The following is a 13,375-nucleotide window of genomic DNA, read 5'->3' on the forward strand; positions in this document are numbered from 1 at the left end:
CATATTTATGTATAAAAGTGGTTTTATTTTCATTAGACATCTGCTATACTATTCAATATCAAATAAAAAACAAAATTTAAAAATATTAATTAGAGGTGGAAATTATGAAAGAGAAAATAGTATTAGCATATTCAGGCGGTTTAGATACAAGTGTTGCAGTAAAATGGTTATTAGATAAAGGTTACGACGTTGTGGCTTGTTGTTTAGACGTAGGTGAAGGTAAAGATTTAGACATCGTTCATCAAAAAGCATTAGATATGGGTGCAAGTGAATGTCACATTATTGATGCTACTGAAGAATTCAGTCAAGATTTCGTATCATATGCAATTAAAGGCAATTTAATGTATGAAGGTACTTATCCATTAGTATCTGCATTATCAAGACCTTTAATTTCAAAAAAATTAGTAGAAATTGCTAATAAAACAAATGCGGTTGGTATTGCACACGGTTGTACTGGTAAAGGTAATGACCAAGTTCGTTTTGAAGTAGCAATTAAAGCTTTAGATCCAGAACTAAAAGTATTTGCTCCAGTGAGAGAATGGGCTTGGAGTCGTGAAGAAGAAATAGACTATGCAATTAAACATAATATCCCAGTGCCAATTCAACATGATTCACCTTATTCAATAGACCAAAACTTATGGGGTAGAAGTAACGAATGTGGTATTCTTGAAGATCCGTATGCCACACCACCAGAAGATGCATACGACTTAACTAACGCATTAGAAAACACACCTGATGATTCAGATGAAATTGTACTTTCATTTGAGAAAGGTATCCCTACTGCTTTAGACGGTCAATCATATAAATTAAGTGAACTTATTTTATATTTAAATAAATTAGCTGGTAAACATGGTATTGGTAGAATTGACCATGTAGAGAATAGACTTGTAGGTATTAAATCAAGAGAAGTTTATGAAACACCTGCAGCAGAAGTAATTGTAAAAGCTCACAAAGCACTTGAAACAATTACCCTTACAAAAGATGTAGCACATTTCAAACCTGTAATCGAAAAACAATTTTCAGAACAAATTTATAATGGTTTATGGTTCTCTCCATTAACAGATAGCTTAAAAGTATTTGTCGATAGTACGCAACAATATGTTACAGGTGATGTACGTATTAAATTATACAAAGGTAATGCAATCGTTAATGGCAGAAAATCGCCACATACACTATATAATGAAAAATTAGCTACTTATACAAAAGAAGACGCGTTTAATCAAGAATCAGCAGTTGGTTTCATCGATATCTTTGGCTTACCTACTAAAGTAAATTCCATGTTACATGGTGGATATAACGATGAGCAGTAAAGCTTGGGGTGGTAGATTTAGTGAACAACCAGAAGCATGGGTCGACGAATTCAATGCTTCTATCCACTTTGACAAAGCATTAATTGAATACGATGTCCAAGGTAGTATTGCCCACGCAACGATGTTAGCCAAACAAGGTATTATTTCTGATTCAGACTGCGAACAAATTATAGATGGTTTAAAAGCTATTTTAGCTGATTATGAACAAGGTAATTTAAACTTAGACGTCTCTTTAGAAGATATTCATTTAAATATCGAGCATGAATTAATTAAACGTATCGGTGATGCAGGTGGTAGATTACACACTGGCCGTAGTAGAAATGATCAAGTTGCTACTGATATGCATCTATATACAAAAGAAGAAGTTAACTACTTAATTGAATCCATCACTGCTTTCCAACAAACAATTGTAAAAGTTGCTGAAGCACATGTCGATACAATTATGCCCGGTTATACGCATTTACAAAGAGCACAACCAATTTCGTTTGCACATCATATCTTGACGTATTATTGGATGTTAGAAAGAGATAAATCACGTTTCCAAGATAGTTTGAAGCGTATTGATATCTCCCCACTTGGTGCAGCTGCATTAAGTGGCACAACTTATCCAATTGATCGTCATGAAACGCAATCTTTATTAAACTTTAGTGCACTTTATGAAAATAGTATGGATGCCGTAAGTGATAGAGATTACATTGTTGAAACGTTACACAACATTTCATTAACGATGGTTCACCTTTCTCGTTTTGCTGAAGAAATCATTTTTTGGTCATCAGCAGAAGCAAATTTCATAACTTTATCTGATGCATTTTCAACTGGTTCTTCCATCATGCCACAGAAGAAAAATCCTGATATGGCAGAATTAATTAGAGGTAAAGTTGGACGTACGACAGGTAATCTTATGAGCATGCTTATGACACTTAAAGGTTTACCGTTAGCTTACAATAAAGACATGCAAGAAGATAAAGAAGGTCTCTTTGATGCTGTACACACACTTAAAGGTTCACTACGTATCTTCGAAGGAATGATTGATACAATGACTGTGAATGTGGATCACTTACAAGAAACTGTCTACAATGATTTCTCAAATGCAACAGAACTTGCAGATTACTTAGTCAACAAAGGTGTGCCATTTAGAAATGCACATGAAATCGTTGGTAAAATTGTGCTTTGGTCTATACAACATAACGTTTATTTACTAGACGTTCCGCTAGAAGAATATCAAAACGCACATGCTAGTATCGAAGCGGATATTTATGATTATTTAAAACCTGAAAACTGTGTAAGTCGTAGAATCAGTTATGGTTCAACAGGACAAGAAGCAGTAAAACAACAAATCAATATAATAAAGCAACAACATTAATAAAAAAGAACTGGAAAACATGCTTAAATAAGCGGTTTTCCAGTTCTTTTTATATTAAATATTCTTAAATTGTTTTAAACACCTTTATAGTCCTCTGTCTCGCAACGATAGTATTGCTAGCTGACTTATTCTAATAGCAGAAACTCTCGGGAAAACAGCTTGTTTAAGCCGTTCAAGGTATAGTACCGTTATTCTATTTATAATTTTTTATTATACATTGTAATTATATGTTTAATATTATTTAGTTTGAATGAATATGTTGTAAATCCTATTCTTATTTCTGCTTTTCTTTTGTACTATGAAATTACAGTTCATATTAAGGAGTGACAACATTATGAAACACGTCAGTAAATATATCATTACAAGTATCGCGGTAACTTCATTATTGAGTCTTGGTGCATCTCCAGAAATTCAAGCTAGTAGTAAAGTCAGTCAGATAGAAAATCAGAATGCTTCTAATTCACAACAAAGCCCTCATTCAAACGGTATAAATAATAAGCAGAGCGAATTACATAATTTAACAGGTGAAAAATTCACAACAATTGCTCACAGAGGCGCAAGTGGTTATGCACCAGAGCATACGATAGCAGCTTATGATAAGAGTCATAATGCTATAGGTGCATCATATATAGAAATTGATTTACAAATGACTAAAGATGGTCACCTCGTCGCAATGCACGATGAAACTGTTGACAGAACAACAAATGGTACAGGCAGAGTCGATCAATATACACTTGACGAACTGAAACAATTAGATGCAGGAAGTAAATTTAATGCGGAAAATCCTCAATATGCAAATTCAAACTATGAAGGCGCCCAAGTACCGACATTAGATGAGATTTTCCAACGCTATGGTTCAGATGCCAATTATTATATTGAAACTAAATCACCCGATGTTTATCCAGGCATGGAAGAAAAACTTCTAGATACATTAAATAAATATAATTTATTAAATAGTAAATCCCTTGAAAATGGACATGTTATGCTTCAATCCTTTTCACAAGAAAGCTTATTAAAGTTACAAAACCTTAATCCTAACATACCCCTTGTACGTTTATTAGATAAAGGTGAATTGCCTAGTATGACACAACAAGACTTTAATGCGATCAAACAGTATGCAGTCGGTGTAGGCCCTGAATATACAGATTTAACAAAACAAAATGTGCACAACCTTAAAAAAGCAGATCTTTTAGTTCATCCTTTTACAGTTAATGAAAAAGCAGACATGCAACGACTAAATGAATACGGTGTACATGGCGTCTTTACGAATTATCCAGATTTATATAAACAAGTAATTAACGAAAATGAAACACAAGCAAAATAAAACTTTTTATTAGCTATAACAAATGCTTATATTAACAACCATAATAAAAACCATCCTGTAAAATGTTATGTTATTTACTATAGTAATGAATTAGTTTATTATTGATAATAGCTATCAATAGGAGTGTTTTTTTGAAATATTTTTTAATTATTATTGGTGTGTTATTTACAGTCATTGGTTTTGCTGGCGTTTTATTACCTTTATTACCAACTACACCATTTTTATTAGTTGCAGTACTTTGTTTTTCTAAAAGCTCTGATAAATTTGAAAAATGGTTAGTACAAACAAAAATTTATGTGAATTATGTTGAAAGTTTTAAAGAAAACAAAGGTTATACTTTGAAGGATAAGTTCAAACTTTTGTTAAGTCTTTATATAGTTATCGGCTTTTCAATTTTCATGATAGATCATCCTTATATAAGATTGGGTTTGTTAATAATGGTCACGTTACAGACGATAGTTTTATTCACTTTTGTAAAAACATTACCAGCAAATTTTTATGACAAAGAATAATTTGTTGGTAAAAATAACAATGTTGAAGAAATTATTATATAATAACCACCCCATTACTGAATATATATGATTTAACTATTAAATTTATTAAAAGTATTTACTTAAAAAGTTAGTTTTCAAACTAACTTTCAGAGTGTCGACAAAGCATGCGACTTTGTTGGCATTTTTTTGTGCAGACATTCCGCGCTCACAGCCTCACCCTGTTGGCTTCAACTAGCGCTTATCCCGTAAGAGTCTGACCAATGCGCTGTCATTTTTAAACGAAAAAAATATGAATCAGCATTTTTATTGATAGAACTTATTTAAAGGAAAAAGCAAATAAGCTGAAAATTTTAGTTTTTAATTATTATGTTCAGATTTAAGCAGACTAAACACGTAACTATCAGCGAATTTTCCATTCAATTTTTCATCTTCTCTTAAAATGCCTTCTTGTTTAAAGCCTAACTTTCGGGGGATTTTTTGACTTTTAATGTTTTTAGTCGATGTTTGTATTTCAATTCTATTCAAATTTATTTCGTTGAAACAATAGTCTATTAAAAATTTTGTGCATTCTGTCATTATTCCTAAATTTTCATAGTTTTGATCAATATAATACCCTATTGATGTTTTTTCATTTAACCAATTTATGTAATGTAATCCGATGACTCCAATCAATTGATTGTTATACCAAATGCCACAGTGAAACCCATTATTTTCTATAAACTGATTTAGCGCAGATTTTATAAAGTACTTAGTATCTTCACTTGATTTCGTAAATTTTACAAAAGGAAGCCATTCATTTAGATATTCTCTCGAATTATCAACTATATTAAAAAGTGCTTGCGTATCTCTTTCTTCTAAAATTTTAAGACTTAAATTGTCATTAACCTTTGTTTTAAATATAAAAAATCCTCCTTTTAAAATCATATAAGTCTATTTATACTTTGATATTATATATATGATAAAAGCGAAGTACTTCCAATAAATGTACTTCACTTTTAATTTTTTTAGATTAATTAAATATCCTTTCTATTTATAATCACAATAATCGAAGTTATAAATAGCAGTGTTGCAGCTAAGATAAATGTGAATCTTACACCAAATAAGTCGGTCAAATTACTCAAAATTAATGAGGAAATACCGAAAATTGCAGTTATTAAAGCATCTTTTGCTGAGTATATGTTAGGTAACAGCCTATAAAACACACTCCGCTGTACTAAGGTTTCTTGGGCAACATCCTTAATCTGATTTACCATGCCGAATAACAAGGATATTGCTAGTGCCATCCATGGAGTCGATGTTAAACCAAACATTAGCGTTGTCAAACTAGATAAGAGCGCTCCAATTACAATAACTTTACTGGAAAGTCAATCTACTAAATGTGACCATTTCAAACTCAAAAAGCCACCTATCATTAACCCAGAGAAGAAAGTCGCGTCTATATATCCCCACCATTGTTCTCCAGTTTGTAGTACTTGGTCTACATATACGTACATAATTGCAGCTACCCACACCACATTTGCAATCGATTCAAAAAATTCTACAACACTAATAGTACGTAAAGTGGGCGTTTGCCAAATGGTAACCCACCCTTTTTAATACTTCCCAGTTTGATGATTTTTTTGTTTGTTCATCACTCACTATATTTACATCAATATTCGGAATTCAAAACATCATAATAGTTAATGCTACAAACAAGAAAAATGTTAGCCAAATAACATTTATTCCCCCCATAATAACAACAAACACTCCACAACTGCCCATCCGTCTAAAAAAGAAATGGCAATAACAAATAAAAAAATCAGAAAAGAAGTGTTGAAAGAAGAAAAGAATTCTATATAACTCGTAAGTGTAATGATAGCTATTGTTTTGCCTAATTGGGAATAAGCTAAAATTGCCTTCAACCTGACTCGATCAATAATTAAAGGAGCCACGATGCCACTTACAAACCGTGATGTTGTAATAAAAAAAGGTACGAAAGCCATATAAGTTACAGAGCCTGTTAATTCGTATATTATCGCTATTAAACCCACCATATAAAAAACATCTCCGCTATTTGCGAGAGATTGACCAATCCATAAAAAACAAAATGATGATTTATTCATTAGATATTACTGCTTTGAATTAATTTATTATTCAATTTTTGTTTTAAATTAAAAGTAATCTTACATCGAATCGTCATCCTTTTCTTTATATAGTTTATAAGGTGGAATTTATCATTTATCTATTAATATTCTTTTTTACAATAGCACAACTAAAAAAGCACAACAAGTCTGATAATTCCGAAAATATTTAAACTAACTTTTCTACATAAAAATATCATCAGTGATTTTCTTAATAATCTAGCCTTTATAATAAAATTCTGTCGCTATTTTTTTAAAATTTTCCTCTTACAAACTGAACTTATGTTAAATAAAAAGCACCAATCCATTAGCAACTAATAGATTGGTGCTTTCTATTTGAGAATGAGATATCTATGTCTCAAGCTCTTTTAATTGTATCTAAATAAATAACTATCTAAACCATTTATACTCTATTTTACGTTTTATGCCCAACCACGGTAACGTGCTGCCTCTGCAGTACGTTTAATACCAACGATAAACGCAGCTAAACGCATATCAATTTTTCTGTTTTGTGATAATTCATAAATTGTATCAAAAGCAGTTATAAGTTTTTCACGTAATTTAGTATTTACTTCTTCTTCTGTCCAATAATAACCTTGATTATTTTGTACCCATTCGAAGTATGAAACAGTCACGCCACCAGCACTTGCTAATACATCAGGAACAAGTAGCACGCCACGTTCAGTTAAGATACGCGTTGCCGTTGGTGTAGTTGGGCCATTAGCAGCCTCAACCACGATATCAGCTTTAATGTCTGCTGCATTGTCTTCAGTAATTTGATTTGTAATTGCTGCCGGAATCAGCACATCACAATCAAGTTCGAACAATTCTTTATTTGAAATTGTTTCTTCAAATAAATTTGTTACTGTTCCGAAACTATCTCTTCTGTCTAATAGATAGTCAATATCTAAACCTTCTGGATCATGTAATGCACCATAAGCATCTGAGATACCGACAATTTTTGCACCCATGTCGTACAAGAATTTCGCTAAGAAACTACCTGCGTTACCGAAACCTTGAATTACCATACGTGCACCTTTTAATTCTAGTCCTCTTCTCTGCGCAGCTTGTTCAATGGCAATTACTACACCTAAAGCTGTTGAGCGATCACGGCCTTGTGAACCGCCTAAAACAATTGGTTTACCGGTAATGAAACCTGGTGAATTGAATTTGTCTAATGAACTATATTCATCCATCATCCACGCCATAATTTGAGAGTTTGTAAATACGTCTGGTGCTGGAATATCTTTAGTTGGTCCAACGAATTGAGAAATTGAGCGCACATACCCACGAGATAGACGTTCTACTTCATGAATGCTCATTTGTCTTGGATCACAAATGATTCCACCTTTACCTCCGCCGTACGGTAAATCCACTATGCCACATTTCAATGTCATCCACATTGATAAGGCCTTAACTTCTTCTTCATCAACATCTGGATGGAAACGAACTCCACCTTTTGTTGGTCCAACAGCATCATTATGCTGTGCACGATAACCAGTAAATGTTTTAACAGTACCATCATCCATACGGACAGGAATTCGAACTTCAAGGAATCTTAAAGGTTCCTTTACTAAATCATACATACCATCGTCAAATCCCAGTTTATGCAATGCTTCTTTAATAATTTGTTGCGTAGAAGTAACTAAATTATTATTCTCAGTCATGATTCATTTCGCCTCTTTTTCGTAACTAATGATTTCGCTTTCATGATTATTGTAACATAACATTTTGCTTTTTAAAGAGTTTTCAAAACTTATATTTTTTAACTGTAAATTTACTCGAAAATGCTTCTTACTTTGTCTAATGCAAAGTCTAATTCTTCTTTTGAAATAATAAGTGGTGGTGCAAAACGAATCACAGTGTCATGGGTTTCTTTACATAATAAACCTTTTTCTTTTAATGCTTCACAATAAGGTCTCGCATCTTCATTTAATTCAATTCCGATAAATAAACCGCGGCCACGAACTTCTTTAATTACAGGGTTATTTATTTTTTCTAGTTCAGATTTGAAATAATTACCTAATTCTAATGAACGTCCTGGTAAATCTTCGTCAATAATAACATCTAATGCAGCATTTGAAACTGCACAAGCTAATGGATTACCACCGAATGTAGAACCGTGAGATCCAGGTGTAAACACGCCTAATACTTCTTCATCTGCCAATACTACTGAAATTGGTAATACGCCGCCACCTAATGCTTTACCTAAAATGTATACGTCTGGTTTAACGTCATCCCAGTCTGTAGCGAATAATTTACCTGAACGGCCTAAACCGGCTTGAATTTCATCGGCAATAAACAAGACATTGTGCTCATCACATAATTCTCTAATTGCTTTTAAGTAACCTTCTGGTGGAACATTGATTCCAGCTTCCCCTTGGATTGGTTCAATTAAAATTGCAGCAGTATTTTCGTTGATAGCGCCTTTAACAGCTTCAATATCTCCAAAATCAACTTTATTAAATCCTTCTAATAATGGACCATATCCACGTTGATATTCAGGTTCTGATGATAGTGACACTGGTGCCATAGTACGACCATGGAAGTTACCATTGAATGCAATTACTTCTGCTTTATCTGGTTCTATATTTTTAACATCGTAAGCCCAACGACGTGCAGCTTTTAATGCAGTTTCAACCGCTTCAGCACCTGTATTCATTGGCAATGCTTTTTCTTTACCTGAAAGTTTACAAATTTTTTCATACCATTCGCCTAGATTATCACTATGGAATGCACGAGACACTAAAGTAACTTTATCTGCTTGGTCTTTCAATGCTTGGATAATCTTTGGATGTCTGTGACCTTGGTTTACAGCTGAATATGCAGATAGCATATCCATATACTTGTTACCTTCTGGATCTTTAACCCAAACGCCTTCTGCTTCAGATATGACGATTGGAAGTGGCACATAGTTTTGTGCTCCGTAATGATTTGTTACTTCTATGATTTCTTTTGATCTTGACATGATATCTCCCCTTTGAAAATATTTAAGAGTATTTTAAACTCTAAAACGGTACTTGTTCATAGCATAACGTATTTAGAGTTCAACTGAAACCATTTTCTAAAACTACTCACTTAGTGCTTCTTATAAGCTGGTACATCAACATAAATCAAGTTTTAAACATGTCTATAAAATCTCTATCCATATGTAAACCCTTACATATATAATGACATAATCCTCTATGTTTATTCAAGTTAATTTTGTCTAATTTAAAAAATAAAATATCATTTATTATTTTTACATAAAATTGCATATTCAATCATCTTTTCATGCATAATAGCATAAGTCGAATTAATAATTATACACTATTATTTACTCGTAATTATATATAATTACTAATGAATAATACATCGCACAACATCAATCACTTTAATTCTTCCATAAAATTAATCTTTAATCTTTAATTATTTTCTCGAATTTTTTCATTTTATCTCATCTAATAGTTTCTAATCTCTTGTTTTTATTTGTAAATAAAAAAAGTAGTGTAACTATCACAATATCGTAAAATAATTGTGATAGTACACTACTTAATTATCTATACACTATTTATTATCTGTTCTTGGAAGTGGATAGAATCCTTTATTAAACTGTTCCCATAATTTTGGTGGCAGATGATGCTTATCTTTTCTATTTGGATCAAAGTGAGAAATAATTTGATCTTCTTCACCATTTTTAATTTTACTAACAAAATTGTGATCTAATAAGATTTCTCTACCTAAAGCTATAAGTTCTACATTTGTTGATTCAATAGCTTCAATTGCTTGTTCTGCAGTAAATATTGAACCAATACCAACAAGTGGCATACGACCATTAATCCATTGTAGTAATAATTTGATACGTTCTTGATCTTTATATTGTCCTTCACGCGTTTTCGAATGTATATCCATCAATGAAACGTGTAAATAATCTAATGGTTTTTCAATTAAATGTTTTACTAACGTTTCTGTAATTTCCATACTTATTCCTGGTGTTTCTGCTTCTTCAGGTGAAAATCTATATCCAACAATAAAGTCTTTATTCCCGTGACTTTTAACTGTTTCAGTCACTTCATCGACAACTGCAGTTGCAAATTTAAAAGGATCTTCGGCCCATTCATCATTACGACGATTATAATAAGGTGAGACAAATTGATGGATTAAATAGTGGTTAGCGCCATGAATCTCAACGCCATCGAAGCCAGCTTCAATTACTCTTCTTGTAGCTTCACCGAATGCTTTAATCGCTTCATCTATTTCTTCAACAGTGATCTCACGTGCATGATGTTCTTCCTGTTCTCCAAAACTTTTTAATGAAATGGGACTAGGTGCAACAACATCTCCATTAGGAGTTAAATTAGGTAATGCTTGGGCACCACCATGATGAATTTGAACAATAGCTTTTGACCCATTTTTCTTCATTGCTTCAGCTAAACGTTTCAATCCTTCTAAGTTTGAATCATGCGCTACAGAAGGTTGTCCGGGAAATGCTTTTCCTAAATCTGTTACATTACTAGCAGCAGAAATAGCTAATCCCACATCTTTTGAACGTTGTTCCATATACACTACTTCCTCATTTGAAATCGAGCCATCATCATTTGAAGATACATGTGTTAGTGGTGCTAAAACAAATCTATTATCTAATACAACTTTATTAGGTAATGTTAGCTTTTCAAATAACGGTTGAAATTTTTTATCCATTACAATTAATCCTCCTAAGTAAAATACCTTATTGCTTTTTCCACACTATTTGAGTGCTTGTTAATTCTAACTATCTAAACTATAAAGATAAATGAATATGCTCACGCATGTAAATTTTGATTACATGCGCGAGCAATAAAAAAATACTGACATTTCTTATCGAAGTGTCAGTATCTTGTTAAAGATGTTTTTTCATCTTTAATCGCGTTTTTGGACTGTTTAATCCAAACCGGCAAGCGTTCTTTAATTGTTTGAAACCCATATTTTTCGGTTTCTTTAATTTCATCTAACACTGATTGCTTTTCCTTCTTACGTTCATAATTTTTAAAATAGTCATTATCTTTTAAAGAAAGATTCAGTTTACCTTCATCATCAATTGAAATCACTTTCGCTCTTACAATTTGTCCTTCTGATAAAAACTTTTTCAAATTATGGACGTAATCATCCATAATTTCGGATATGTGGATCAATCCCTCAGCATTGTCCGGGGTTTCTACAAAAGCGCCATACGGTTGAATACCAGTCACACGAACTTTGACATGTTGACCTACTGTATAGTGATTATTCAACGTGATAACCCCTTATTTCGTTTTACTTAACACTTTTATAATAGCATAAATCATAACTTGGTACTAACATTTAATAGAAAAATTTCACATTTTATAAATTTCATACAATAATTTAACAGAATAAAAGTGTTAACCTTCTATATATAGCAAGTATACGCTCTCATTTAACGCTTAGAATTACTAGATTATAAAAATTCATACATAGTAATGGGTAGCTCTTTTTTTCGTTAAATCAAATATTTAATTTCTAATATAAGTTCAATAAAAAACAGGTTCAACTTCACACTCAACATAAAGTTACTAAATTGGGTGTTCGATTGAACCTGTTTTATATATTTATATTTTACATTCTACTTGTGATTGTAATACTACCATTTTTAATCGCTTACTTTTGTTTTTCTTCAATATCAATTGAATCAATAGTAACATCATGTACTGGTTTATCTTGAGGTCCTACTTTTGTATTTGCAATATCTTCTAATGTTGCTTTACCATCTATTAATTGACCAAAAACTGTATGCTTTTGATCTAACCAAGGTGTACCACCATTTTCACCATATGCTTTGACAATCGGTTCTGGCCAACCACCATCAGCTAATTGACTTAGCATTGATTCAGGTACTTCTGTCATTTGTACAATGAAGAATTGAGATCCATTTGTATTTGGACCAGAGTTTGCCATTGATAAAGCACCATATAAATTAAATGCTTCAATTGAGAACTCATCTTCGAATGCACCACCATAAATACTTTCGCCACCCATGCCACTTGCTGTTGGATCTCCGCCTTGTACCATGAAGTCGTTGATTACACGGTGGAAAGTCACACCATTGTAATAACCATTTTTAGCGTGTGTTACAAAGTTTTCCACTGTTTTTGGTGCCACATCAGGTAATAGTTTAAATGTCATATCGCCTTTATTTGTGTGTAATACCATTTTAATTTCGTTACCGTTTATTTCTGAATTTAACTGAGGATAGTTCGTCATTTTTATTCTCCATTTCATGTTAAGATGATATATGTATTCTAACACAAATGAAGGGATGTATTGAATTATGTTATATCGTTTTGCACATAAAACTGGAAGCTACGGTGTCATAATAAAGGAAGAAGATGAAAATCAAGTCTTAGTTCAAGTGGAACAAGTTATCAAACACCCTAAACAAGGTGATTTACATAGCCCAACAGAAACTAAAAATGTATTTTTTCATGAGCGTAAAGCGCTAAGTCATTTTGAAAAACGCTATACAACTAAATCGCATCTCAAACCATTTACTGATGATGAATTGCCTTATGAGCAATCACTACAACAAGCAATCACTAAACTCGAGCTGAAATTAAAAGATCAAGATACGTTACATGCAAAGAAATCACTCGAGAATTTACAGCAACTTAAGAAGGATTACGCAATTCAATATAAACAAAATTTTGAATAAAAATACTGCGTTTCTTCTTATTTAAATAAACATTAAATTCATGTGCTTCATGGGTTAGCCATGTTTTTCAGAATAGTCT

The 13,375-nt window shown here is 32.3% G+C and carries 14 protein-coding genes; 5 read left to right on the top strand and 9 right to left on the bottom strand.

Features of this window, described 5'->3' with window-relative positions; translation table 11 throughout:
- Positions 1-104 precede the first annotated feature (104 nt).
- The 4 genes from ACA31_RS07545 (at position 105) to ACA31_RS07560 (ending at position 4,509) form a co-directional block, all read left to right on the top strand.
- Entirely contained in the window at positions 105-1,310 is a 1,206-nt protein-coding gene (locus ACA31_RS07545) for an argininosuccinate synthase (RefSeq protein WP_057512722.1), read from the top strand.
- The gene (gene argH / locus ACA31_RS07550; RefSeq protein WP_057512723.1) at positions 1,300-2,673 is read left to right on the top strand and encodes an argininosuccinate lyase; all 1,374 of its coding nucleotides are present in this window, start codon (positions 1,300-1,302) and stop codon (positions 2,671-2,673) included. The genes ACA31_RS07545 and argH overlap by 11 nt, the downstream gene beginning before the upstream one ends.
- 334 nt (positions 2,674-3,007) lie before the next feature.
- Positions 3,008-3,997: a glycerophosphodiester phosphodiesterase gene (locus ACA31_RS07555; RefSeq protein WP_057512724.1), complete on the top strand. Its 990-nt coding sequence runs from the start codon at positions 3,008-3,010 to the stop codon at positions 3,995-3,997.
- A gap of 131 nt (positions 3,998-4,128) precedes the next feature.
- Complete coding sequence (locus ACA31_RS07560) at positions 4,129-4,509, top strand: YbaN family protein (protein WP_057512725.1); 381 nt, start codon at positions 4,129-4,131, stop codon at positions 4,507-4,509.
- Positions 4,510-4,848: 339 nt separating this feature from the next.
- On the opposite strand, the gene ACA31_RS07565 is transcribed toward ACA31_RS07560, so the two are convergent.
- The 9 genes from ACA31_RS07565 to ACA31_RS07595 form a co-directional block, all read right to left on the bottom strand.
- Positions 4,849-5,391, bottom strand: coding sequence for a GNAT family N-acetyltransferase (locus ACA31_RS07565; protein ID WP_057513007.1), 543 nt, complete (start codon positions 5,389-5,391; stop codon positions 4,849-4,851).
- Between the two features lie 113 nt (positions 5,392-5,504).
- Positions 5,505-5,813, bottom strand: a complete 309-nt coding sequence (locus ACA31_RS13480; RefSeq protein ID WP_253721375.1) for a hypothetical protein — start codon at positions 5,811-5,813, stop codon at positions 5,505-5,507.
- Between the two features lie 42 nt (positions 5,814-5,855).
- Positions 5,856-6,005, bottom strand: a complete 150-nt coding sequence (locus ACA31_RS13485; RefSeq protein ID WP_253721376.1) for a hypothetical protein — start codon at positions 6,003-6,005, stop codon at positions 5,856-5,858.
- 204 nt (positions 6,006-6,209) lie between these two features.
- Positions 6,210-6,593, bottom strand: coding sequence for a hypothetical protein (locus ACA31_RS13490; RefSeq protein WP_253721377.1), 384 nt, complete (start codon positions 6,591-6,593; stop codon positions 6,210-6,212).
- Positions 6,594-7,033: 440 nt separating this feature from the next.
- Complete coding sequence (locus ACA31_RS07575) at positions 7,034-8,278, bottom strand: Glu/Leu/Phe/Val family dehydrogenase (RefSeq protein ID WP_057512726.1); 1,245 nt, start codon at positions 8,276-8,278, stop codon at positions 7,034-7,036.
- Positions 8,279-8,388: 110 nt separating this feature from the next.
- Positions 8,389-9,579, bottom strand: a complete 1,191-nt coding sequence (locus ACA31_RS07580; RefSeq protein WP_057512727.1) for an ornithine--oxo-acid transaminase — start codon at positions 9,577-9,579, stop codon at positions 8,389-8,391.
- 578 nt (positions 9,580-10,157) lie between these two features.
- Complete coding sequence (locus tag ACA31_RS07585) at positions 10,158-11,291, bottom strand: NADH-dependent flavin oxidoreductase (RefSeq protein WP_057512728.1); 1,134 nt, start codon at positions 11,289-11,291, stop codon at positions 10,158-10,160.
- Between the two features lie 167 nt (positions 11,292-11,458).
- A complete protein-coding gene (ygs, locus tag ACA31_RS07590; protein ID WP_057512729.1) occupies positions 11,459-11,860 on the bottom strand; it encodes a S1 domain-containing post-transcriptional regulator Ygs in 402 nt (133 codons plus the stop codon).
- Positions 11,861-12,245: 385 nt separating this feature from the next.
- Positions 12,246-12,848 carry a peptidylprolyl isomerase gene (locus tag ACA31_RS07595; protein WP_057512730.1) on the bottom strand — a complete coding sequence of 201 codons (603 nt, stop codon included), beginning with the start codon at positions 12,846-12,848 and terminating at the stop codon, positions 12,246-12,248.
- Between the two features lie 67 nt (positions 12,849-12,915).
- On the opposite strand from ACA31_RS07595, the gene kapB reads away from it, so the two are divergent.
- A complete protein-coding gene (kapB, locus tag ACA31_RS07600; protein ID WP_057512731.1) occupies positions 12,916-13,296 on the top strand; it encodes a sporulation phosphorelay system protein KapB in 381 nt (126 codons plus the stop codon).
- Positions 13,297-13,375: the final 79 nt, after the last annotated feature.

Origin of the sequence: Staphylococcus sp. NAM3COL9, assembly GCF_001431205.1 — a bacterium.
Taxonomy (GTDB): domain Bacteria; phylum Bacillota; class Bacilli; order Staphylococcales; family Staphylococcaceae; genus Staphylococcus.